The sequence below is a fragment of the Salinarimonas soli genome, assembly GCF_008386575.1.
GTDB lineage: Bacteria > Pseudomonadota > Alphaproteobacteria > Rhizobiales > Beijerinckiaceae > Salinarimonas_A > Salinarimonas_A soli.
On sequence record NZ_VUOA01000025.1, the window covers coordinates 81,757 to 103,377 of the forward strand.

Here is a 21,621-nt window from a genome sequence, read left to right on the forward strand (position 1 = left end):
CCAGTGCGAGGTTCGTTCCGGGCGCAGGTAGAGGGATTCCCTCTTTGTGGGGCGATGGGTTCGTCCCATCATCGTGGACGTTGAGGGCTCAGCCCTGAATGGTCTGCGGCACGACGGGCTCCCGGGGCCGACGGCGCGCCGAGGACGGCCGTCACGCAAGGCGCATCCGGCGACGAGGCACCCGGGGGCCTCGGAGGGCTTGCGACTCGCATAAGCACGTGCTTATGTATCGCTCATGATCGAGGCCGACCTCTTCCGCGTCCTGGCCGATCCGACCCGCCGGGCCGTGTTCGAGCGGCTCGTCGGGCGGGAGATGAGCGTGTCCGAGCTCAAGGCCGGGTTCGAGATCTCGCAGCCCGCCGTGTCGCAGCACCTGGCGGCCCTGCGGGCCGCCGGGCTCGTGCGCGAGCGGCGGGAGGGACGCTTCGCCTATTACAGCGCCGATCCGCAGGCGCTCACGCCCCTGGTCGACTGGGTCGACCGCTACCGCACGTTCTGGCCCGAGCGGATCGAGCGCCTCAAGGACGTGCTGAAGAGGATGGACCGATGAGCCGCATCCCCAGCGACGACGAGATCGCCGGGACATTGGTCACGGCCTGCGACCTCGACGCGCCGCCCTCCACCGTGTGGCGCGCGCTGACCACGCCCGAGATCGTGCGCGAGTGGCTGGGCGCGAGCGACATCCGCCCCGAGCCTGGCCGTCCCTTCGGGCTCGATCTGCCGCCCGAGAGGGGCGGGCGGATCGCGGGCGAGGTGATCGAGGCGGTTCCCTTCGAACGCCTGTCGATGACGTGGCGCTCCGCCGAGCCGGACGGGGCGGATCGGGCTCCCGATTCCCGGGTGACCTTCGAGCTGACGCCCCTTCGGGAGGGCGGGACGCATCTTCGCATCCTCCACACCGTCGCGAGCGCCGCCGTCGCGGCACCCCGCCGCGTCCCGGCCCGCAGCCTCGCGCAGCTCCGGCCCGGCCGGCGCCGCCCGCCGGCCGCGATGCGCCCCTCCCTGACGCTCCGCCGCGCCGCCTAGCCTCGCTCGCAGCCAACATCCAACCGATCCGCCGGCCCGACGCGCTCGGGCCGAACGATCCCCCTTGCCCAGGAGACCCACCGATGAGAGACCCCGTCGCGCTCTACCGCAACAGCCTCGTGCCCATGGTCGTCGAGCAGTCGAACCGCGGCGAGCGCGCCTTCGACATCTATTCCCGCCTGCTGCGGGAGCGCATCGTGTTCCTGACCGGGCCGGTCGACGACGGGTCCGCGTCCCTCGTGGTCGCGCAATTGCTGCACCTGGAGGCCGAGAACCCCAAGAAGGAGATCTCCTTCTACATCAACTCGCCCGGCGGCGTGGTGACGGCCGCGTTCTCCATGTACGACACGATGCAGTTCATTCGCTGTCCCGTGGCGACGCTCTGCGTCGGCCAGGCGGCCTCGGCGGGCTCGCTGCTGCTGGTCGCGGGTGAGCCGGGCCACCGCTTCGCCATGGCGAACGCGCGGGTCATGGTGCACCAGCCCTCCGGCGGCTTCCAGGGTCAGGCCACCGACATCCTGATCCATGCCCGCGAGACCGAGGCCATCAAGCGCCGGCTCACGGAAATCTACGTGCGCCACACCGGCCAGACCTACGAGACGATGGAGCGGGCGCTGGAGCGCGACACCTACATGGACGCCGAGGGCGCCCGCGCCTTCGGGATCGTCGACGCCGTGCTGGACCGGCGGCCGGAGGGCGGGCCCGAGCGCGCGTGACGGGAACGCTGCATCGGACAGGATTGGACGCGTGAGGGGCGGCCATCCCGCCCCTCGTCGGCCGGGAGGCATGATCGGGGGGTGGAGGCCCGGACCGGGACGCGTGCGGTCGCCGCCGCGCCCGCGCAGCCATCATCTCACGCGGCCTTACGGCAACTCGCGAGCCCTGCGGGCCGGCTGCGGGCACAGTGGGATCGAGGCCCGACGGCCGGACGCCCGCCGCTCCCTGGAGCGCCGGGATCCGAGCGGCGGGCGGTCCTGCCCCGCGCCGCTCGAGGGAGCCCGCGCCAGCTTGTAAGGAGCCCGCCATGATCCGAACCGGTGCCCGCCTCGGCGTCGCGCTCGCCGTCCTGCTGCTCGCGCAGCCCGCCCGTGCCGACGACGTGGGCACCCAGACCGTCGATGCCGTCAACGCCTTGTTCGGCCCGCAGAACGGCTTTCGGGCCCTTCACGCGAAGGGCCTCGTCACGCAGGGCACGTTCCGGGCGTCGCCCGGAGCCAGCGCGCTGAGCCGCGCCGTCCTGTTCGACGGCAGCACGATTCCCGTGACGGTGCGCTTCTCCGACGGCTCGGGCGCGCCGATGATCCCCGACGGGTCGGAGGACGCCAACCCGCACGGCATGGCGATCAAGTTCCGCCTGCCCGACGGCTCCGAGACCGACATGGTGACGAACGCCCTGAAGTTCTTCCCCTTCTCGACGGCCGAGCAGCTGCGCGACCTGTTCCGGGCCATCAAGGCGAGCCCTCCGGACGCACCAAAGCCCACGGCCCTCGACACGTTCCTGGCGGCCCACCCCAACGTGAAGGCCGCGAACGCCACGGTGGCGACCCCGGCGAGCTACGCGGAGGAGAACTATTTCGGGCAGAACGCCTTCGTGCTCGTCAACAAGGCGGGCGCCCGGCAGGCCGTGCGCTACGTGCTGGAGCCCGAGCGCCTGGTCCATCTCGATCCGGCCGAGGCGGCACGCCGCCCGCCGAACTTCCTCGCCGACGAGATGCGCGGTCGCCTCGCCCGGGGTCCCGTCACCTTCCGGCTGCTGGCCCAGATCGCCGCGCCCGACGACCAGACGGTCGATCCCTCCCGCCCCTGGCCCGCCGACCGCCGCAGGGTCGAGCTCGGCCGGATCACGATCGACACGGTGGTGCCCAACAGCGACGAGGCCCAGAAGGCTCTCCTGTTCCTGCCCGGGCAGATCACCGACGGGATCGAGCTGTCGGACGATCCGATGGTCACGATCCGCGACGAGGCCTACGCCGTCTCGTTCTCCCGGCGCAATCCCTGACGTCTGTCGGGTGTCGCGTCCGCGCCATCCGGCGGGACCGCGACGCCCGTTTCATGAGAGGCATGCCCCCCATGGCCCGCATCCGCTTCGATTACGGCTTCGCCACCGAGGCCGACGAGATCGTCCGCGGCGTCGACCTGTCCGGCCGGCGTTTCGTGGTGACGGGCGCCGCCTCCGGGATCGGCGTCGAGACGGCGCGAAGCCTTGCCCGCGCGGGCGCCGCCGTCACGGTCGCGGTGCGCTCCCCCGAGGCCGGCCGCCGGGTGGCGGAGGCGATCATCGCGGAGACGGGCAATCCCCGCCTCGACGTTCGCCCGCTCGATCTCGCCGACCGGCGCTCCGTCGCGGCCTTCGCGGCGGGCTGGGCGGGGCCGCTCCACGGGCTCGTGAACAATGCCGGCATCATGGCGACCCCGACCCTGGAGCGGACCCCGGAGGGTGTCGAGATGCAGTTCGCCACGAACCATCTCGGCCATTTCATGCTCGCCCTGGGGCTGCGCCGGGCGCTCGCGGCCGCGGGCGGCGCCCGCATCGTCGCCGTGAGCTCGAGCGCGAACCTCCTTGCGCCGGTGTTCTTCGACGATCCGGGCTTCGCCTTCCTGCCCTACGAGCCCTTCCTGGCCTATGGCCAGTCGAAGACCGCGAACGCCCTGTTCGCCGTCGAGGCGACACGGCGCTGGGCGGACGACGGCATCCTCGCGAACGCCCTCAACCCGGGCGCGATCGCGACGGGCCTGCAGAAGCATATCGGCGGCCTTCGCACCCCGCCCGAGGGCCGCAAGACCCCGCAGCAGGGCGCCGCGACCTCGGTGCTGCTGGCCGCGTCGCCCCTCGTCGAGGGGATCGGCGGCCGCTATTTCGAGGATTGCCAGGAGGCCGAGACGGTCACCCATCGCGGCCCCGAGTGGCGGGGCGTGGCCCCCTATGCCCTCGACCCCGCGAACGCCGAGCGCCTCTGGAGGCTCTCCGAGGCGATGCTCGCGGCGTGAGGCCCTTCGCGTCGCGCCCAGGAGCCGACACGGTCTCACGCGCGACAGCGGCCATCCGCGCCGCACGATGCCGGGCGGGCGGGACGATCGTCGCCATGCCCCGGCCGCGTCCGGCCGTGCCCGTGCCAGATCCGACATGACGGGGTGTCGGCTTGAGGAGGTTATCGATGAGCGACCGTCCGCCCCTGCCGCCGTTCACGGCCGAGAGCGCCGCCCGCAAGGCCCGCCTCGCCGAGGACGGCTGGAACAGCCGCGACCCCGAAACCGTCGCGCTGGCCTATACGGTCGACACCGCATGGCGCAACCGATCCGAGTTCATCGACGGGCGCCAGAACGTCATCGCGTTCCTGCGCCGCAAATGGGCGCGCGAGCTCGAGTACCGTCTCGTCAAGGAGCTCTGGGCCTTCACGGAGAACCGGATCGCCGTGCGCTTCGCCTACGAGTGGCACGACCTGGAAGGCCGCTGGCATCGCTCCTACGGCAACGAGAACTGGGAGTTCGACGAGCATGGCCTGATGCGCCGCCGCTTCGCCTGCATCAACGACCTGCCGATCGGGGAGGCGGACCGCAAGCTCCGCTGGCCGCTCGGCCGGCGCCCCGACGATCACCCGGGGCTCGACGAGCTCGGGCTGTGAGCCCGGCCGGGACAGGTTCAGCGATTCAACCATATCGGCCTATAACGTTCGGATCGCCGGGATGCCGGCTGACAGGGAGCGGACCATGAGCAAGGTCACCTACGAGATCGTCGAGCATGACGGCGGCTGGGCCTACAAGGTCGGCGACGTCTTCTCGGAGCCGTTCGCGTCGCACGACGATGCCCGCCGGGCGGCGGAGCGCGCCGCTCGCGAGCAGATCGTCCCGGGCGAGACGACCGGGATTTCCTGGGAGGATCAGAAAGGGCGGTGGCACGACGAGGTGTCCTCGGGCCAGGATCGGCCCAGCACCGAGGTCAAAGGCTGAGCCGGATTCGCGACCCCCTGGAGCGCGGCGGGCGCCGGCAAGGGGCAGCGATGGGACGCGGGCCGCGCCGACAGAGGCAGCGCGAATGCTTTGGGCTTCCAGCCGTCACGACGCGTCGGCGGACGGAAGCCTCTCCCCGAAGGCCTCCGCGATCTCCTCCGCCGTGAAGCGCGGCGTGATGTGCTGGGGGCAGTTCCAGTCGAAGGCCTCGACCCGGATCAGGAAGGCGCGCTCGACGACGGCCCGGTAGCCTGGGACGACGAGGCGGGCGCGCAGCGCCGGATCGTCGTCGAGCCGGGCCTCCCGGATGCGGCCGAAGATCTTGAGCCGCCGGCGGTGGGCGTAATCCATGAGGAAGAGCGACACCCGGTCGTTCACGCTCACGTTCCCCGCGGTCACGTATTGCCGGTTGCCGCGAAAGTCGGCGAACCCGATCTCCGTCTCGCCGAGCACGCGCAGGAACCCCGGCGGCCCGCCCCTGAACTGCACGTAGGGCCAGCCCGTCTCGGACACTGAGGCGATGTAGAACCCGTCGCGGGCGGCGATGAACGCTCCCTCCTCGGCGCCGAGCCGGTCGTTCGTGCTGGGACCTGCGTCGCGGCGCGCATAGGCGCCCCGGCTGCCCATGGCCTGCTGAACCGTCTTGACCGCTTGCGTGAACGCGATGTCCGCGAACCTGTGACCCATCCGAGACGTCCCATGCGCCGAAGAGGTTGCGCGACGGGGCCCGGCGCGGGCTCCCGCCGGGCTCAGACGGCCGGCACCGTTCCCGTGTGGATCAAGGCCGCGCGCCCAGGCTCACTTGAGCTTGCGGTCGAGGAACTCGCCGATCAGCGGCACGATCACGTCGCCCCGGTCCTCCAGGGCGAAGTGCCCCGTATCGATGAGGTGCATCTCGGCGTCGGGGAGGTCGCGCAGGTAGGGACGGGCGCCCTCGGCGGGGAAGATCTTGTCGTTCTTGCCCCAGACGATCAGCGTCGGCGGCTTCCACTCGCGGAAGAAGGCCTGGAATTTCGGGTAGAGCGGGACGTTGGTGCCGTAATCCTTGAACAGGTCGAGCTGGATGTCCTTGTTGCCGGGCCGATCCAGCAGGGCCTGGTCGTGGACCCAGTTGTCGGGCGAGATTCGCGAGACGTCGCTCATCCCGTCCGTGTACTGGAATTTCGTGACCTCGGGCGAGACGAGGAAGCCGATGGCGGCGCGGCGCGCCGGCGTGTCCTCCGCCCAATAGGCCTTGATCGGATCCCAGAAGGCCCCGAGCCCCTCCTCGTAGGCGTTCCCGTTCTGCACCACGAGGGCGCTGACCCGCTCCGGGTGCTTCAGGGCGAGCCGGTAGCCGACGGGCGCGCCGTAGTCGAACGCGTACATGGCGTAGCGGTCGGCGCCGAGCCGCCCCAGGAGGCCGTCCATGAGGTCGGCATAGCGCGCGAAGGTGTAGCCGAACGCCTTGTGATCGGGCGCGGCGCTCTGCCCGAAGCCCGGGTAATCGGGCGCGATGACCCGATAGCGGTCGGCGAGCGCGGGGATCAGGTTGCGGAACATGTGCGAGGAGGTCGGGAAACCGTGGAGGAGCAGCACGACGGGCGCATCCTTCGGCCCGGCCTCGCGATAGAAGATGCTGACGCCGTCGACGTCCGCCGTCCTGTAGTGCACCACGGGGGCCGCGGTCCGGGCGCACTCGCAGGGGACGGGCTGAGCGCCGAGGGGCGCGGGCAGGACGGTCGAGGCGGCGAGGGCCAGGATCGAGCCGAGCGCGATCTGGCGGGGCGAGAGAGCATACATGGTCATTCCCCATTTGCGACGGCGCGCGGCGAGGGCGCCGCGTGCCGGTGAGACGGATGGAGGCGGGATGGTCCTTCAGCCCTTGAGGAAGACGAGCAGGTCCTGGTTCAGGCGGTCCTTGAGCGTCGTGGGCAGGCCGTGGGGAGCGCCCTCGTAGATCTTCAGCTGCGCGTTCTTGACGAGCTTCACCGACTGGAGCGCCGCGGCCTGGATCGGCACGATCTGGTCGTCGTCGCCGTGGATGATGAGGGTCGGGACGTCGATCTTCTTCAGGTCTTCCGTGAGATCCGTCTCCGAGAAGACCTTCACGCAGAAATAGGACGCCGGCATGCCGGCCATCGAGCTCTGCATCACGAACTGCTCGCGCACGCCCTCCGAGACCTTCGCGCCCGGCCGGTTGTAGCCGAAGAAGGGCAGGCTCAGGTCGCGCCAGTACTGGGGCCGGTCGGCCAGGACCCCGGCGCGGATGGCGTCGAACACCGCGATCGGCGTGCCGACGGGGTTGGCCTCCGTCTTCACCATCAGGGGCGGGATCGCGGAGACCAGGACCGCCTTGGCGACGCGCCGCGTGCCGTGCCGGCCGATATAGCGCACGACCTCGCCGCCGCCCGTCGAGTGGCCGACATGGACCGCGTCGCGCAGGTTGAGGGCCTCGACGAGCTCGGCGAGATCGTCGGCATAGGTGTCCATGTCGTTGCCGTTCCAGGGCTGGCTGGAGCGTCCGTGACCGCGGCGGTCATGGGCGATGCACCGGAACCCGTGCGAGGCGAGGAAGAACATCTGGTCCTCGAACGCGTCCGCGCTCAGCGGCCATCCGTGACTGAACACCACCGGCTGCCCCGAGCCCCAATCCTTGAAGTAGATCTGGGTGCCGTCCTTGGTGGTGATGGTGTTCATGGCACGTCCTCTCGGATGGGGGCCGGCACGGCCCGCGAGCGTCTGGGCGCCGGGGCTCGCGGGGGGGCTGGATCCGAGGGGTGGCGAACCGGGTGCGGGCTGCCGGCCGGCAGCGTTCGCCCATGGGTCATGCCGCGGGCCCGGCGCATCGTCGCCCGCGGCCATCGCTCCCGTCGCAGGCTCCTGCCGCCATGCGGCCCTCGACTACCCCGACGGTACCGATTCGGGCGGACGCGATCTTTCGAACTTGCCCGGACGGTTGCGCTCCCGACCCGCGGGCCGCCGGGCCGAGTTTCAGGAGCCTACTCGATCCCGACCACCCGGCCCGCCGGGTCGACGCGGCAGACGACGGGGGAGCTGCGGGTCTCCGGGCCGCCCGCCCGGGCATAGACGACCCTCGCGGCGAGCGGCAGGGTCAGCTCGCCCCGGGAAGTTTCCCGCACCGGCCCGTCCCGCTCCACCTGGACCCGGATCTGCCCGTGCGGCGCCGCGGCCCGGGCCAGGTAGTCCCGGCAGAGCGCGACCGCGCGGTCGTCCCCGCCGGCCGGCGCGGGCTTCGCCTCGCCGGGCTTCCAGGCCGTCTCCGAAACGATCACCGGATGATCGGAGGCGAAGCTGACCTCGAGGGCGAGGCCGGACGAGCCCTGCGCCCGCGTGCCCTTGCCGGGATTGGCGACCTTGTAGTCGTAGAGGGAGCGCACGAGGCACGAGCGAGCCTGAGCGTCGCAGGTCACGCGCAGGGTCTCCGGGCGGTGGGTGTAGCGCCGCACGGGCCAGCGGTCGGCGAAGCGCCGCTTCTCGGCGAGCAGCTCGGACCGCCGGGTCTGGCGGCCATAATACCCGACCGCCGGCGCATAGAGGTCAGGCGTCGCCTCAAGCATCACGTCGTTGCGGGCGGACCAGACCTCGAGATAGCGCTCCGCGAGGTCGAGCGCCGCGCGGTCGCGATCCGCCGCCTCAGCTGCGCCGACGAGGGCGACCGATGCCGCCAGGCCCAGCCCGATGATCCGCCATGATGGACGCGCCATCGCCCCCTCCGAACCGCAAGCATAATGTCGAGTGATGGTCGACGCCGAGTAGAGCGAATGATCTGGGGCAATGCAAGCGGAGCATTTTATGAACCAGACCAGCCGTCGAGGCCACCTTTCTCAAGCATAAGCGTGTCGAAACAGAGGCAAAGACCCTCGATAACGGCCAAGCCGTCCCGCGACATCTCACTGGCACGCGCATTCGGAAGCTTGGGCGGAAGACGCCCGCCGCCATGGGGCTCAGTCGATCTTCGCCCCGGACGCCTTCACGACGGCGGCCCACTTCTCGAGCTCGCCTCGGACGAAGGCTCCGAACTCCTCCGGCGAGTAGAGGCGGATCTCGCCGCCGATGTCGGCGAACCGCTTCTGCGTCTCGGGGTTCGCGAGGGCCTGCCGCACCTCGGCGTTCAGCTTGTCGACGATCTCGCGCGGGGTCTTGGCGGGCGCGAAGAGGCCGAACCAGCTCGAGGCCTCGAAGCCCGGAACGCCGCCCTCCGCGATGGTCGGGATGTCGGGCAGCGCGGGGGAGCGCTTCGCCGAGGTCAGCGCGATGGCGCTCAGCGTGCCGGCCCGGATCTGCTCGATCGAGGAGGGCAGGTTGTCGAACATGAGGTCGACCTGCCCGCCCACGAGGTCGTTCACGGCCGGGCCGCTGCCGCGATAGGGGACGTGGACGAGGTCGACCCCGGTCATCTGCCGGAACATCTCGCCCGAGAGGTGGATCGACGTGCCGTTGCCCGACGAGGCCATGTTGAAGGTCTTCTTGGCCCCCTTCGCCTCGGCGATGAAGTCCTGCACCGTGCGCGCCTTCACGTTGCGCGGGTTGACCACGAGCACGTTCGGCACGCCCGCCACGAAGGCCACCGGCGCGAAGTCGCGCAGCGCGTCGTAGGGCATCTGGCGATAGAGGCTGGGATTGATGGCGTGGGTTCCCACCGTCCCCATCAGGATCGTGTAGCCGTCGGGCTCGGCCTTCGCGACGCTGTCGGAGCCGATATTGCCCCCGGCCCCGCCCCGGTTCTCGATGACGACGTTCTGGCCGAGCGCGCGGGACAGCCGGTCGCCGATCTGCCGCGCGAAGATGTCCGTGGTGCCGCCGGGCGGGAAGGGCACGACCATCCGCACGGGGCGGGTCGGGTAGGCGTCGGCCGCGTGGGCCAAGGTGCCGGCAAGCAGCGCGGCGGCGCCGGCGAGCGCCGCGGCAAGGCGCCTCATCGCGGGATTCGGGCTCGGGTTCATCGGATCACCTCCCTGTGGGCTCTGCGTATTCACGGGCGCCGGGGCGTCCGTCGCATCGCTGTCCTGGCCGCCCCTTGGGGGACGGCTCCTGCCGGATGGTAGTGCAGGGTTTGGCGCCGCGCCAAGGCGGCGGGGCTCAATGGCGGGGCGGCGCCTCGACCTCCACGGAAAGATGCATCTCCGGATGCACGCCGCAGGTCACCTCGAAGGCGCCCGGCTCGGCGAACGTCAGCGGGAGGGTGTCGCCGGGCTCCTGGGCGCCCGAGGCGTAGGTCATGCGCGGGTCGTCGACCCGGATCTGGTGGGTGCGGGTGTCGTCGTTGACGAAGGTGAGCGTCTCGCCGGCATGGATGCGCACCGCCCCGGGCGCGAAGCGGCGCCCGCTCTGGCCGATGCGGGTCGCGCCCGCGACGATGGGCTCAGTCCCGGCCGTCGCGGCGGCGGTGGGCAGGGGCGCCGGGCGGGGCGGATCCTCGCTCGACAGCGTCGCCAGGAACGCGACGAGCTGGGCCCGCTCCTCGGGCGAGAGCGTCAGGCCGCGCGGGAGGTCGGGCGAGAGGGTGGGCCGCGGCACGATGCCGTCGGCGTAATGGTCGACGGCCGCCTCCAGGGTCGGCACCGAGCCGTCGTGCATGTAGGGCGCCGTCCAGACCCGCTCGCGCAGGGACGGCGTCTTGAAGGCGCGGTCGAGGGGGCGCAGGTCCAGCGCCTCGCCCCGGCCGAGGTCCGGGGTCGCCTGCGGCAGGCCGATGTCGTGGAACGCCTCGTCCGTGAAGCGCCAGCCCGAATGGCAGGCGACGCAGCCCGCCTTGCCCACGAACAGGGCGAGGCCCGCGCGCTCCCCGGCGCTCAGCGCCTCCTCGTTGCCCGCCACCCAGTCGTCGAAGCGCGTGCGGGGCGACACGAGGGTGCGCTGGTAGGCCGCCAGCGCCTCCCGGACATGGGCCTCGCTGATGCGCGGATCGGCGGGAAAGGCGGCCTCGAACGCCTTGATCGCCCCCGGGTCGCCGCGCAGCCGCACCGCCGCTGCCGCGAGGTCACCCGCCATCTCGCGCGGGTTCTCGATCGGGCCGCTCGCCTGCGCCTCCAGCGTCGGCGCGCGGCCGTCCCAGAAGAAGGTGAGTCCCCAGGCGAGGTTCCAGAGCGGGGGCGTGCGCCGGGGCAGGGGCTCGCCGTCATGGCCCGCGCGGCGCGCCACGCCGTCCGAGAAGGAGAGCTCCGGCTGGTGGCACGTGGCGCAGCTCGTGCGGCCATCGCCCGAGAGGCGCTCGTCGTGGAACAGGGCCCGCCCCAACGCCGCCTTCTCGGGCGTCGTCGGGTTGGCGCGGGGCTCGGGCGCGGCGTCGGGCCGCGCGAAGGCGGGGCGCCAGCGCGCGAGATCCGGCTCCTCGCCCGCGCCGGCGGCATGGCCGAGCCCGAGCCCGGCAAGGCTCAAGACGGCGGCGGCGAGGCGGCGGAGACGCGGCATGGGGTCAGCGCAGGCGGCCGAGCTGGAGCTCGATGCGCGAGATGTCCCCGAGCACGGCCGACACGTCCTTCACGGCGGTCTTCGGCGGCAGCGTCGCCGGCCAGGCCGTCTTGAGGTCGGCGAGCGCGGCCTTCACGGCCGCTGCGGCGTCGGCATCCTTGCGCGCGAGGTTCTCGCCGACGGAACCGATCATCCGCTCGGCCTCGAGCACGAAGCCGCGGGAGTCCTGGTACTCGACCACGTTGACGATGCGGTCGCCCTTGAGGGCCTCCTCGTATTCGGACGCGGCGCTCTTCAGCACCTCGAGCGCCGTCTCGAGGGTGAAGAAGTCCCAGTTGGCCTCCTTCGCCTTGAGGCCCCGGTCGGCGGCGGCCAAGCGCTCGTCGAGGGTGGCGCGGGCGCGGGCATAGGCCTCCTTGTTCTTCGCCTTGACGGTCTGGGCGAGCGCCTTCAGGGCGACGTCGAAGGGCGGCACGTCGAAGGCCTTCAGGTCGCCGCGGATGGTGCCGTAGACCTCCTCGGACGGGTGGAGGAAATGCGGCAGGGCGTCGGCCCAGCGCCCGGCCTCGATGAGCTCGTTGCCGACCAGAAGATGCCCGCGCACGAGGCCGATCCCGCGGGACAGGCGCAGCTCCGGGGGCAGCGCGGCCCCGGAGGCCCCCTCCCCGCCTTCGCCGCCCTCACCCGACGCCGTGGCGCCCTTGGCCTCGGCCGGCGGGGCCTTCGCTTTGGCGCCGTGCTCGCCATGGGCCTGCGCCACGACCAGGCCGCCCTCGGCGGCGATGGCGGCGGGCAGCCCCGGGGTCGGCGCGGCGAGGATCGCGGTGGACAGGCCGAGCCAGAGCTTGCGGCGCTTCATGGGAGGGCTCCAGTTTGGAATGGCTAAAAACTACTTGTCTTTCCAGTAACTTAGGTACCTGCTATGGGGGCCGGGATCAATCCCCGGGAACGCCGCATGCTGATCCAGATCGCCGATGTCCTGAGCCCGGACGAGCTCGACGAGATCCGCGCCACGCTCGCCGCCGCGCCCTTCGAAGACGGACGGGCCACGGCGGGCTGGAGCGCCCGCCTCGTGAAGGACAACGAGCAGGTCCGGGAGGATTCGGCCACCCTGCGGCTCCTGCGCGAGCGGATCGCCGCGGCGATCCGGCGCAATCCCGTCTTCGAGGCGGCGGTCCGCCCGAAAGCGCTGACGCCGCTCCTCGTCAGCCGCTACGGGGTGGGACGCTCCTACGGCTCGCATGTCGACAACCCGCTGATGGGGGAGCTGCGCACCGACGTCTCCTTCACGCTCTTCCTCGCCGAGCCCGAGCAGTATGAGGGCGGCGAGCTCGTGATCGAGAGCCCGGCGGGGGAGGAAGCCTACAAGCTGCCGGCGGGGCATCTCGTCGCCTATCCGACGACGGCGCTCCACCGGGTCGATCCCGTGACGGCGGGCGAGCGCCTCGTGGCGGTCGGTTGGGCGCAGAGCTGGATCCGGGACGCCGCGCGCCGCGAGATCCTGTTCGATCTCGAGGCCGCCAAGCGCGACCTGTTCGAGCGCGAGGGCAAGAGCGCCGCCTTCGACCTTCTGGCGAAGAGCGCCGCCAACCTCGTGCGCATGTGGGCGGAGTGACCGGCGCTGGCCCTGAGCGGCTGGTCCGACGGAGGCCTCACCCTCCACCCCCGTCCTGAGTCTCACCCGAAAGGGCTTGCTCCTGTCTCCTCATGCTGAGGTGCCCCGCACAGCCCGGCCTCGCAGCACGCGAAACGGGGCCACAGCCCTCCGGAGACTTCTGGAGCGCCCTTCGGGCTCTCTCCGCTCGCACCTCAGGACGAGGGTGGGACAGCTCCCCGAGGTATCGCCTAGCCGTGCGCCGCCGTCGGCGCGGGCGACTTCGCCGCCATGATCGCGTCCGTCACCTCGTCGATGCGCCGGCGCAGCTCGGCGTTCTCGGCGCGGATGACGTCGCTTCCCGCCGGGTCGGCCTCCATGGCGCGCAGGCGCTGCTCCAGGCCGATGGTGCGCTCCTGCTCGGCCACGAGGCTGCGGGCGATCTCGGCGAGGCGCTCGCGCTCCGTCGCGAGCTCGGCCCGGCGCTCGCCCAGCAGCCGCTCGAACTCGTCGCCCCGGCTGGTCTGGGTGGCGATGCGGGTCTCCAGGTCCGAGATCCGGATGCGCCGGGCGTCGAGGTCCTGCATCGCCTCGTCGTGGCGGGCCACGAGATCGGCGAGGTCGCTCTCGCGGGCGGCGAGGCGCTCCAGGGCGCCCTCCAGCGCGGTGCGGGTCTCGGCGAGGGTGGCCGAGGTGCGGTCGAGGTCGGCGCGGGTGACGGAGAGCTCGTCGAGGGTGCGCCGGTGCGCCTGCTCCAAGGCCGACAGCGTCTCGCGGGCGCCGGCCAGCGTCGCGCGGTCCGTGGCGAGCTCGCCCTCGGTGGCCTGGAGCCGCCGGCCGGTGTCGGCGAGGTCGGTCTCCAGCGCCTTGATGCGCTCGTCGCGCAGCCGCATCTCGCCCTCCATGGCCTCGATGCGCACGGCGCGCCGGCCGAGCTCCTCCATGTCGGCGTGCTTGCCCGCGAGCACCTCCTCCATGCGCTGCTCCAGGCGGCGCTCCTTCACGGCGAGCTCGGCGCGCAGGTGATCCTTCTCGGCCGTGAGCTCGGCCACGGAGAGCGGGAACATGGCCTCGACCCGGCGCCTGGCGAGGCGCTCGGCCCGGGCGTTCACGGCGGGGATGACGAGAAGGGCAAGCAGGGCCGCCACCAGGAAGCCCAGCCCGAAGATCATGACGGTTTCGACCACGCAAACCCCAAGCCCGTGACTGCGGAGCGCGACGGCGCCCGGCAGGAAACTGCCATGCGCCCGTCAAGGTTTCCAGTGGGGCGCGGGTTCGGGGCAGGGAAGCGGGCGCCGTGGCCCCCGCGCCCTACAGCTTGTTGTGCCCCGGCTGCGAGAACTGCCCCCGGGCGCGGAAGCGCACGAGGTAGGAGGGCACGATCGCCTCGAGGGCGTCGGGACTGATGCCCATGCCCTCCAGGGTGCGGCCCTCGCGCCGGGCCTCGGGCGAGACCACGTTGTCGCGCTGGAGCAGGAGGAGCTGGTCGCGGGTGAGCTTCAGGTCGTCGGGGAGGAAGCCCAGCAACAGCTTGTCCAGGGTCTCCATCACCGTGGCCTGGGTGCGGGCGGCGCCCGGCGAGAGGGGGATGATGCGCCGGTGCCGGTCGATATGGTCGAGGGTGAACTGGACGAGTTCACGGAAGCTCAGCACCTCCGGCCCGCCGAGCTCGTAGGTGGCGCCGCCCTGGAGCTCCCCGTCGACGGCGCGCGCCACGGCCTCGGCGACGTCGCCCACGAAGACGGGCTGGAAGCGCGTGTCCGGATAGGCGAGCGGGATCACGGGCGTCATGCGGGCGAGCGCCGCGAAGCGGTTGAAGAAGCTGTCGCCGGGCCCGAAGATGATGGAGGGGCGCAGGATCACGGCGCCGGGGCAGGCGGCGAGCACCGCGGCCTCGCCCTGCGCCTTGGTGCGGCCATAGGCGGAGGGCGAGCTCGCGTCCGCCCCGATGGCCGAGACGTGCACCACCCGCTCGATGCCCCGCGCCACCGCGGCCCGCGCCACGGCGCCCGCGCCCTCGGCCTGCACGGAGGAGAAGGTCTGGCGGCCGGTGGGCTGGAGGATGCCCACCAGGTTCACCACCGCGTCGGCCTCGCGCACCGCGTTGGCGATGGAGTCGGGAAAGCGCAGGTTCGCCTGGAGGGCGTGGATCTGGCTCACATAGCCCAGCGGCTGGAGATGGCCCGCGAGATCGGGCCGGCGCACGGCGGCGAGGACGCGGTAGTCGCGCTTGACGAGAGCCCGGACCACCGAGGTCCCGAGAAAGCCCGAGGCGCCGAAGACGGTGACGACCCGAGCCGACATGTACTTGGAGCGAGTGGCCAACCTGAACACCTCCTGCGGACGGCTTGCGGGTTCTGTAGTCGACCCGCCCGCGCCTGTGAAGGGCAGGCCGGCGCCGGGAAGCGCCGCGCGTTCGCGACCGAGGGCTCAGCCCCGGCGGGGGCGGCGGCGCACGGGCACGGGAACCGGCACGAGGACCGGGGTGCCCCGCCCGAAGCGGCGCTCCTCGCCCGCCCCGAGCAGCATCACGGCCGTGCTGACGCAGGCCGCGGCGCCGAGCCCCATGAGGCCGAGCCCGAGGAGGCCCAAGCCCAGCGCGCCCTCGATCCCGTTCAGCGCGAGATGGCCCAGGCCCCCCACGTCGCCCGCCGCGAGCCCGCCCGCGGCCGCAAGGCCGAGGCCCGCCCCGAAGATGCCGTTGTCCACGATGAGCCGCACCAGCGGCCCCCTGCCAGTCCCTGCGGGCCGCATCGCGTCCCTCCCTGCGAGGTCTCTCATGAGGGGCTTACGCCCGACCCCGCCCCCCGGATCCCTCCCGCCCACGTTTTTCGCCTTTCATCCCGACGCAGCCCCCGCCGCGCTTTTTTCCGCCCCACCCGTTGACGCCGGCCCCTGGCCTCTTTAAAGCCCTCTCCCATCGCTCCGGCGAGCCCAGGTGGCGGAATTGGTAGACGCGCTGGTTTCAGGTACCAGTGGTGAAAGCCGTGGAGGTTCGAGTCCTCTCCTGGGCACCAAATTTTCGGCGTCTCGCTCGTCGACCCCTTCATTTCAGCCGAGTGCACCGCTCATTCCGTGGCCGGAGGTTGCGGTGTAGCGTAAGCGGATCACGTTCTAGGGGCTTTGAATTTTTCGGGACTTATTGGCTGCCGAGAGCTAACTGCCTCCTTGTCGATGGAGTAGTCGGTGCACCCGCGGTGACGGAGTGCTTAGGAATTTGCGTCATCGACATTGTTTATCCTGAACTGAGTCCTGCGCTGCCTTTCAGTCTACCAACAATATTTTCTCGAAGTTGGGCCGCATGTAACTGCGCTTCCCTCATCCCTGCCGTGAGGGCCTCAAGGTTCGCCCAATGTCTGTCCCAAAGTTCTGCGCCACCAAGCACCCGAAGGTCTAGCGGTCGGACCTGTCCCCACGCTACGTAGCGCTTCAGGCACCCCAGGCGGGCCTCCAGGTCGGTAACACCCTTGGTCCTCGGAGATCCTTTGGCCGTACCAGTCATCCACACGTGCCAGTCCGCCCCGCTTTTAGACTGGTTGCATGGCCCACAAGAGGGCACGAGGTTCCTGATCTCAGTGATGTAGCCTGTAGGACGCTTGCCCTTCACGAGGGGGCAGAGGTGATCCCAATCCGTTGAGGCGGTCCCGCAATAGGCGCACGTGATGGTCTTGGGGGTCATGCCTAAAATGGCAAGCGCCTCGGCAATCTCATCCGGAGTGGGTTCGATAGCTGGCAGGATGGCCTGCACGAAGCTGTTGGTTACCGATGAGGTGCGGCTCAGTATCGTGAGAGGCTTGCGGAAGCGCACGTCAGGGGATCCTAGAGTGGGATTGCAAACTGCGAAGAAGCTGGTTCGATAGCTTTGGCGCTCCCCAAGCTCCCGTAACAGATCAGAATGCGGAGGCGCATGCATCTGCAAATTTGTCTGGCGCTGATTGCATTTCGGTACGGGGCCTCGCGCGGTTACTTACGACACGACGCTACGCGCGAAGCGCCACCCCAAAAAAACCCCCGCTCGGCGAAGCCGGCGGGGGGAGGTCGTGACAGTGAGCGTGATCCCAACCTGGCCTGTCCCGCTCCGGAACGCAACCGTCCCGCGTGGGGACATCGGGGAACATCGTGAGCGGGACTTGCTCCGAATTCGGACAACTTTCCGGCAATCCTCCCGATTCCGGGCAGGGGCGCGCCTAGCGCGCCTGGCGCTCGATGGCCTGGCGCAGGGCCGCCATCTCGCGCTCCAGGCGCTCCACGGCGCGGGCGAGGTCGCGGGTGGCGCGCTCGTCGAGGCCCTCGGCCCAGCGGGAGGGGGCCGCGGCCACGGGCGGCGCCGTGAGCGCGGGCGGCGCGCCGGGGCAGTCGGGGGTGCCGTCGCGGCGAAGGCGGGGGGTGAGGCCGGTGCCCCCGCGCAGGTACCAGCACCCCGTGCCCTCGTCGCGCCAGGGGGCGGGCTCCTGGGCGGCCGCGGGCGCAGCCGCTGCGAGCGCCGACACGAGGGCGAGGGCGCCGAGGAGGGCGCGGGAGGCGGCGCGGGGCCGGGGGGAAGCGATGCGGTTCATACGGGAGCAGATAGGGTCCCGCGCCGGGGATGACAGCCGTCCGCGGGCGTGACGCAGCGTCACTCACCACTCCAATAGCCGCAACGCATCCCAGGCGTGAGAGCCCCGTCCCGCCACGCCTATTCCGCGTATCGGGGCGTGCGCGCACAGTTCATCCGTAATATCACGTGATGACGCAACGTCAGACCGGCGTCGAAGACATGCCCAATAGTCTGCCAACCGACATAAGCCGCATGAAAATGCCATCCGACACCTCAATTTCTACGGCGGGCGTCTGGCATTTCGATCACCAATCGTTAGTCTCCCGCCGCTAGAAGAGGCCTTCGAGCGGCGCTCGCATCACGGGGACGCGGGGGCCGCCGAGGGCTGGCGCCTGGGAGATCGCATGTATCCGCTGCCGAGGAACGAGGACGAGCGCCTCATGGCCCTGCGGGCCCTGCGCATCCTCGACACCCCGCCCGAGGAGCAGTTCGACGCGGTCTGCCGCACGGCCCGCCGCCTGTTCGATCTCCCCATCGCTCTCGTCTCGCTGGTCGACAAGGACCGGCAATGGTTCAAGGCCCGCTGCGGCCTCGACGTCGACGGCACGCCCCGCGAGCTCGCCTTCTGCAACTACACGATCCTCGCCGACGACGTGTTCGTGGTGGAGGACGCCGCCCTCGACGAGCGCTTCCGGGCCAACGCCCTCGTCACGGGGCGCCCCCACATCCGCTTCTATGCCGGCGCGCCCCTCGTCATGGCGCCGGGCCTGCGGGCCGGCACGCTGTGCGTCATCGGCACCGAGCCCCGCGCCTTCACCGCCGCCGACCGCGAGGCGCTCACCGACCTCGCGCGGGTCGTCGTGGCGCATCTGCAGGTCCACCGCGCCCGGGTGGCGAGCGACGACGAGACCGCCCGGCGGCGGGTCAACGAGGCCCTCATCGCGAGCCAGAAGGCGGAGCTGGAGCGCTGCGAGCGCGAGTTGCGCGAGCGCGGCTCGCTCCTCACCACCACCCTGGAGAACATGGACCAGGGCCTGATGATGGTGGATTCCGAGGGCGTGATCCAGGTCCACAACCGGCGCGCCTGCGAGCTCCTGGGCCTGCCCCCCGCCCTCCTGGAGGGCCGCCCCGCCTTCGAGACCGTCCACCGCCACCAGATCGCGTCGGACGAGTTCGCGCGCGCCGAGCCCTTCTTCAACCGCCCCACCGTGCGCCCCGAGGAGCTTCTCTGCGGCGGGCACTACGAGCGCGAGCGCCCCGACGGCACGAGGCTCGAGGTGCGCTCGGTGATGCTCGAGGGCGGCGGCGTGGTGCGCACCTATACCGACGTCACCGCGGCGCGGCGCAACGAGGCGGCGCTGCGCGAGAGCGAGCGGCGCTACCGCACCCTCGCGGCGGCGCTCCCTCACAAGATCTGGGTCACGGACCCGGACGGCAACGCCCTGTTCTACAACGAGCGCATGACGGCCTATCACGGGCCGCTGGGGACGGGAATCGCGGAGCGCGCGGCCCTCATCCACCCCGACGACGCCCGGCGGATCAAGGCCGTGAAGCGGCGCGCCTTCACCAAGGGCGTGCCCTTCGACGTGGAGGGCCGCCTGCGCCGGATCGACGGGGCGTGGCGCTGGCACAAGCTCGTCATGATTCCCATGCGCCGGGAGGGCTCGGATGAGATCGTCGAGTGGCTCGGCACGTCGCTCGACATCGAGGAGATCTATTCCGACCGCCACCGCCTCCAGGAGACGAGCGATCTTCTGCTGCTGGCCCAGGAGGCCGCGGGCGCGGGGGTGTGGGATCTCGACCTCAAGGCCGGGCTCGCGCGCCACTGCGCCAAGACCTGCCGCATGCACGGGATCGAGCCCCCCGAGGGCGGCTGGGCCGTGCTCGACCGCGATCAATGGGCGGCGCTCCTCCATCCCGACGACGTGCCGGCGGCCGTCGAGCAGCTGCGCCAGGCGGTGGCGGGCGGGGGCCTCTACAAGGCCGAGTTCCGGGTGCGCCGGCCCGACACCGAAGGCGGCGGCTGGCGCTGGATCGCGGGCTATGCCCGGGTGGTGTGCGACGAGGCGGGCGAGCCCGCGCGGCTGGTCGGCCTCAACTTCGACATCACCGAGCGCCGCCACGCCGAGGAGGCGCTGCGGGCGAGCGAGGCCCAGCTGCGGGCGAGCGAGGAGCGCCTCGCCATGGCGCTCGACGCCACCAACGACGGCCTGTGGGACTGGAACGTGGTCACGGGCGACGTGTGGCTGAGCGAGCGCTGGTACGCGATGCTGGGCTACGATCCGGGCGAGATCCGCCCCCATGTCGACGCCTGGTCGGCCCTCGTCCATCCCGACGACATCGACGCCGTGATGCGCCCGCTGACCGACCACCTCAAGGGGCTGACCCCGATCTATCAATGCGAGCACCGGGTGCGGCACCGGGACGGCTCCTGGCGCTGGATCCTCGACCGGGGCAAGGTCGTGGCCCGCGACGGGGCGGGCCGGGCGATCCGCGCGGTGGGCACCCACACCGACATCACCGACCGCAAGGAGGCGGAGCGGCGCGTCGAGCACGCGGCGAGCCACGACAGCCTCACCGACCTGCCCAACCGCGCCCTGTTCCGCCACCGCCTCAACCAGCAGCTCGCCGAGAGCCGGCGCACGGGCGCCTCCGTGGCGCTGCTCTATCTCGATCTCGACCGGTTCAAGACGGTCAACGACACCCTGGGCCATCTGGCGGGCGACGCGCTCCTGCGCGAGACCGCGCGGCGCATGGCGGGCGCCCTGCGCCTGGAGGACACGCTCGCGCGCCTCGGCGGCGACGAGTTCGCCGTGCTCCAGGCGGGCGACGCGAGCCCCGCCAGGACGCGGGCCTTGGCCGAGCGCCTCGTGGAGGCGGTGAGCGAGCCCTTCGGGGTCGCCGGGCGCAGCGTCTCGGTGGGCCTGAGCGTCGGCATCGCGCTCAGCCCCGGCGACGGCACGGACGCGGACGAGCTGTTCAAGAACGCGGACCTCGCCCTCTACCGGGCCAAGATGGCGGGGCGCAACACCTACCGCTTCTACGAGCCCGCCATGGACGAGGCGCAGCAGGAGCGCCAGGCGCTGGAGCTCGACCTGCGCCAGGCGCTGGCCCGGGGCGAGTTCGCCCTGCACTACCAACCCCTCCTCGACCTCGCCTCGGGGCGGATCAGCGGCTGCGAGGCCCTGGTGCGCTGGCATCACCGCACCCGCGGCATGATCCCGCCCGGCGCCTTCATCGCGCTCGCCGAGGAGACGCGGCTCATCGTGCCGCTCGGCGAATGGGTCCTGCGCGAGGCCTGCCGCGAGGCCGCGACCTGGTCCGAGCCCATGCGCATTTCCGTGAACGTCTCGGCGGTCCAGTTCCGCCAGCCGGGGCTCGTCCAGGGCGTGATGTCGGCGCTCGCGGCCTCAGGGCTTCCCCCTGAGCGCCTGGAGCTGGAGATCACCGAGACGGTGCTCATCCACGAGGGCGAGGCGCTGAAAACCCTGCACCAGCTGCGGGGCCTCGGGGTGCGCATCGCGCTCGACGATTTCGGCACGGGCTATTCCTCCTTGAGCTACCTGCGCCGCTTCCCCTTCGACAAGATCAAGATCGACCGCTCCTTCGTGAAGGAGATCGACAACCCCGACACGGCGGCCATCGTGCGCGCCATGGTGGGCCTGGGCTCCCGCCTCGGCATCGCCATCACGGCCGAGGGCGTCGAGACCCAGGCCCAGCTCGACCAGGTCCGCGCCGAGGGCTGCACCGAAGCCCAAGGCTACCTCATCAGCCGCCCCGGCCCCGCCCGCGAGGTGCTGGGCCCGCTGGAGCGGATGATGCGGGCGGGGTAGGGGGCAATCCCCCTCCCCCTTGCGGGGAGGGGTTAGGGGTGGGGGTCGGGACGCCAAGCGCCTACAGTCAAGGATAGGGCTGTACCAGCCTGCGTGCGCCCCCTCCCCCTTGTGGGGAGGGGTAGGGGTGGGGGTCGGGACGCGAGAGGTCCCGGTCAAGAACAAGCCTGTACGGGCGTGCGTGCGCCCCACCTCCCCGCCCGCTCCGACTGTCCGACCCCCACCCCCAACCCCTTCCCGCAAGGGAGAGGGACCGGGCCCGCCTTGAC

Annotated in this window: 20 protein-coding genes and 1 tRNA gene; 10 read left to right on the plus strand and 11 right to left on the minus strand. The window is 71.4% G+C overall.

Going from position 1 to position 21,621, the window contains the following annotated elements; all coding sequences use genetic code 11:
• Positions 1 to 235 precede the first annotated feature (235 nt).
• The 7 genes from F0L46_RS14195 to F0L46_RS14225 all read left to right on the plus strand — a co-directional run bounded on the left by F0L46_RS14195 (position 236) and on the right by F0L46_RS14225 (position 4,974).
• Positions 236 to 550 (plus strand): ArsR/SmtB family transcription factor, encoded by a 315-nt coding sequence (locus F0L46_RS14195; protein ID WP_149818612.1) that lies wholly within the window; start codon positions 236 to 238, stop codon positions 548 to 550.
• Positions 547 to 1,026, plus strand: a complete 480-nt coding sequence (locus F0L46_RS14200) for an SRPBCC family protein (protein WP_149818614.1) — start codon at positions 547 to 549, stop codon at positions 1,024 to 1,026. The genes F0L46_RS14195 and F0L46_RS14200 overlap by 4 nt, the downstream gene beginning before the upstream one ends.
• A gap of 83 nt (positions 1,027 to 1,109) precedes the next feature.
• The gene (locus F0L46_RS14205; protein WP_149818616.1) at positions 1,110 to 1,742 is read left to right on the plus strand and encodes an ATP-dependent Clp protease proteolytic subunit; all 633 of its coding nucleotides are present in this window, start codon (positions 1,110 to 1,112) and stop codon (positions 1,740 to 1,742) included.
• A gap of 308 nt (positions 1,743 to 2,050) precedes the next feature.
• A complete protein-coding gene (locus F0L46_RS14210; RefSeq protein WP_149818618.1) occupies positions 2,051 to 3,025 on the plus strand; it encodes a catalase family peroxidase in 975 nt (324 codons plus the stop codon).
• A gap of 62 nt (positions 3,026 to 3,087) precedes the next feature.
• Complete coding sequence (locus F0L46_RS14215) at positions 3,088 to 4,014, plus strand: SDR family NAD(P)-dependent oxidoreductase (RefSeq protein WP_438646680.1); 927 nt, start codon at positions 3,088 to 3,090, stop codon at positions 4,012 to 4,014.
• A gap of 167 nt (positions 4,015 to 4,181) precedes the next feature.
• Positions 4,182 to 4,649 carry a nuclear transport factor 2 family protein gene (locus F0L46_RS14220; protein ID WP_149818620.1) on the plus strand — a complete coding sequence of 156 codons (468 nt, stop codon included), beginning with the start codon at positions 4,182 to 4,184 and terminating at the stop codon, positions 4,647 to 4,649.
• Positions 4,650 to 4,734: 85 nt separating this feature from the next.
• Positions 4,735 to 4,974, plus strand: coding sequence for a DUF2188 domain-containing protein (locus F0L46_RS14225; protein ID WP_149818622.1), 240 nt, complete (start codon positions 4,735 to 4,737; stop codon positions 4,972 to 4,974).
• A gap of 105 nt (positions 4,975 to 5,079) precedes the next feature.
• Here the strand turns inward: F0L46_RS14225 and F0L46_RS14230 are convergent, their stop codons facing one another.
• The 7 genes from F0L46_RS14230 to F0L46_RS14260 form a co-directional block, all read right to left on the minus strand.
• Positions 5,080 to 5,661 carry a pyridoxamine 5'-phosphate oxidase family protein gene (locus tag F0L46_RS14230; RefSeq protein ID WP_149818624.1) on the minus strand — a complete coding sequence of 194 codons (582 nt, stop codon included), beginning with the start codon at positions 5,659 to 5,661 and terminating at the stop codon, positions 5,080 to 5,082.
• Positions 5,662 to 5,772: 111 nt separating this feature from the next.
• Complete coding sequence (locus F0L46_RS14235) at positions 5,773 to 6,756, minus strand: alpha/beta fold hydrolase (RefSeq protein WP_149818626.1); 984 nt, start codon at positions 6,754 to 6,756, stop codon at positions 5,773 to 5,775.
• A gap of 75 nt (positions 6,757 to 6,831) precedes the next feature.
• Positions 6,832 to 7,653 (minus strand): alpha/beta fold hydrolase, encoded by an 822-nt coding sequence (locus F0L46_RS14240; protein WP_149818628.1) that lies wholly within the window; start codon positions 7,651 to 7,653, stop codon positions 6,832 to 6,834.
• Positions 7,654 to 7,955: 302 nt separating this feature from the next.
• Positions 7,956 to 8,681: a hypothetical protein gene (locus tag F0L46_RS14245; protein ID WP_149818630.1), complete on the minus strand. Its 726-nt coding sequence runs from the start codon at positions 8,679 to 8,681 to the stop codon at positions 7,956 to 7,958.
• A 240-nt stretch (positions 8,682 to 8,921) separates the two neighbouring features.
• The gene (locus F0L46_RS14250; RefSeq protein ID WP_149818631.1) at positions 8,922 to 9,920 is read right to left on the minus strand and encodes a Bug family tripartite tricarboxylate transporter substrate binding protein; all 999 of its coding nucleotides are present in this window, start codon (positions 9,918 to 9,920) and stop codon (positions 8,922 to 8,924) included.
• A 136-nt stretch (positions 9,921 to 10,056) separates the two neighbouring features.
• Positions 10,057 to 11,388 (minus strand): cytochrome c peroxidase, encoded by a 1,332-nt coding sequence (locus tag F0L46_RS14255; protein ID WP_149818633.1) that lies wholly within the window; start codon positions 11,386 to 11,388, stop codon positions 10,057 to 10,059.
• 4 nt (positions 11,389 to 11,392) lie between these two features.
• The gene (locus F0L46_RS14260; RefSeq protein WP_149818635.1) at positions 11,393 to 12,247 is read right to left on the minus strand and encodes a 4-helix bundle domain-containing protein; all 855 of its coding nucleotides are present in this window, start codon (positions 12,245 to 12,247) and stop codon (positions 11,393 to 11,395) included.
• Between the two features lie 96 nt (positions 12,248 to 12,343).
• Here F0L46_RS14260 and F0L46_RS14265 point away from each other — a divergent pair, with 96 nt between their 5' ends.
• Positions 12,344 to 13,003, plus strand: a complete 660-nt coding sequence (locus F0L46_RS14265; RefSeq protein WP_149818637.1) for a Fe2+-dependent dioxygenase — start codon at positions 12,344 to 12,346, stop codon at positions 13,001 to 13,003.
• Positions 13,004 to 13,233: 230 nt separating this feature from the next.
• Here F0L46_RS14265 and F0L46_RS14270 read toward each other — a convergent pair whose 3' ends face one another.
• The 3 genes from F0L46_RS14270 to F0L46_RS14280 form a co-directional block, all read right to left on the minus strand.
• Entirely contained in the window at positions 13,234 to 14,169 is a 936-nt protein-coding gene (locus tag F0L46_RS14270; RefSeq protein WP_149818638.1) for a coiled-coil domain-containing protein, read from the minus strand.
• Positions 14,170 to 14,293: 124 nt separating this feature from the next.
• Entirely contained in the window at positions 14,294 to 15,286 is a 993-nt protein-coding gene (locus F0L46_RS14275) for a complex I NDUFA9 subunit family protein (RefSeq protein ID WP_149818664.1), read from the minus strand.
• A 126-nt stretch (positions 15,287 to 15,412) separates the two neighbouring features.
• Entirely contained in the window at positions 15,413 to 15,703 is a 291-nt protein-coding gene (locus F0L46_RS14280; RefSeq protein ID WP_149818640.1) for a hypothetical protein, read from the minus strand.
• Between the two features lie 211 nt (positions 15,704 to 15,914).
• Between F0L46_RS14280 and F0L46_RS14285 the strand changes: the two genes are divergently transcribed.
• Positions 15,915 to 15,999 (plus strand) — tRNA-Leu (locus tag F0L46_RS14285).
• A gap of 1,170 nt (positions 16,000 to 17,169) precedes the next feature.
• On the opposite strand, the gene F0L46_RS14295 is transcribed toward F0L46_RS14285, so the two are convergent.
• On the minus strand, positions 17,170 to 17,538 hold the full coding sequence (locus F0L46_RS14295; protein WP_149818644.1) for a hypothetical protein: 369 nt from the start codon (positions 17,536 to 17,538) through the stop codon (positions 17,170 to 17,172).
• A 385-nt stretch (positions 17,539 to 17,923) separates the two neighbouring features.
• Between F0L46_RS14295 and F0L46_RS14300 the strand changes: the two genes are divergently transcribed.
• Positions 17,924 to 21,352 carry an EAL domain-containing protein gene (locus F0L46_RS14300; RefSeq protein ID WP_149818646.1) on the plus strand — a complete coding sequence of 1,143 codons (3,429 nt, stop codon included), beginning with the start codon at positions 17,924 to 17,926 and terminating at the stop codon, positions 21,350 to 21,352.
• Positions 21,353 to 21,621 lie beyond the last annotated feature (269 nt).

What these genes read in the sequence shown, in the direction of transcription:
- F0L46_RS14255 (WP_149818633.1), bottom strand. Translation starts at nt 11,388, where the DNA reads ATGCCGCGTCTCCGCCGCCTCGCCGCCGCCGTCTTGAGCCTTGCCGGG.
- F0L46_RS14210 (WP_149818618.1), top strand. Translation starts at nt 2,051, where the DNA reads ATGATCCGAACCGGTGCCCGCCTCGGCGTCGCGCTCGCCGTCCTGCTG.
- F0L46_RS14205 (WP_149818616.1), top strand. Translation starts at nt 1,110, where the DNA reads ATGAGAGACCCCGTCGCGCTCTACCGCAACAGCCTCGTGCCCATGGTC.
- F0L46_RS14230 (WP_149818624.1), bottom strand. Translation starts at nt 5,661, where the DNA reads ATGGGTCACAGGTTCGCGGACATCGCGTTCACGCAAGCGGTCAAGACG.
- F0L46_RS14260 (WP_149818635.1), bottom strand. Translation starts at nt 12,247, where the DNA reads ATGAAGCGCCGCAAGCTCTGGCTCGGCCTGTCCACCGCGATCCTCGCC.
- F0L46_RS14215 (WP_438646680.1), top strand. Translation starts at nt 3,088, where the DNA reads ATGCCCCCCATGGCCCGCATCCGCTTCGATTACGGCTTCGCCACCGAG.
- F0L46_RS14245 (WP_149818630.1), bottom strand. Translation starts at nt 8,681, where the DNA reads ATGGCGCGTCCATCATGGCGGATCATCGGGCTGGGCCTGGCGGCATCG.
- F0L46_RS14195 (WP_149818612.1), top strand. Translation starts at nt 236, where the DNA reads ATGATCGAGGCCGACCTCTTCCGCGTCCTGGCCGATCCGACCCGCCGG.
- F0L46_RS14295 (WP_149818644.1), bottom strand. Translation starts at nt 17,538, where the DNA reads ATGAACCGCATCGCTTCCCCCCGGCCCCGCGCCGCCTCCCGCGCCCTC.
- F0L46_RS14275 (WP_149818664.1), bottom strand. Translation starts at nt 15,286, where the DNA reads ATGTCGGCTCGGGTCGTCACCGTCTTCGGCGCCTCGGGCTTTCTCGGG.
- F0L46_RS14240 (WP_149818628.1), bottom strand. Translation starts at nt 7,653, where the DNA reads ATGAACACCATCACCACCAAGGACGGCACCCAGATCTACTTCAAGGAT.
- F0L46_RS14225 (WP_149818622.1), top strand. Translation starts at nt 4,735, where the DNA reads ATGAGCAAGGTCACCTACGAGATCGTCGAGCATGACGGCGGCTGGGCC.
- F0L46_RS14265 (WP_149818637.1), top strand. Translation starts at nt 12,344, where the DNA reads ATGCTGATCCAGATCGCCGATGTCCTGAGCCCGGACGAGCTCGACGAG.
- F0L46_RS14250 (WP_149818631.1), bottom strand. Translation starts at nt 9,920, where the DNA reads ATGAACCCGAGCCCGAATCCCGCGATGAGGCGCCTTGCCGCGGCGCTC.
- F0L46_RS14300 (WP_149818646.1), top strand. Translation starts at nt 17,924, where the DNA reads ATGTATCCGCTGCCGAGGAACGAGGACGAGCGCCTCATGGCCCTGCGG.
- F0L46_RS14220 (WP_149818620.1), top strand. Translation starts at nt 4,182, where the DNA reads ATGAGCGACCGTCCGCCCCTGCCGCCGTTCACGGCCGAGAGCGCCGCC.
- F0L46_RS14235 (WP_149818626.1), bottom strand. Translation starts at nt 6,756, where the DNA reads ATGTATGCTCTCTCGCCCCGCCAGATCGCGCTCGGCTCGATCCTGGCC.
- F0L46_RS14200 (WP_149818614.1), top strand. Translation starts at nt 547, where the DNA reads ATGAGCCGCATCCCCAGCGACGACGAGATCGCCGGGACATTGGTCACG.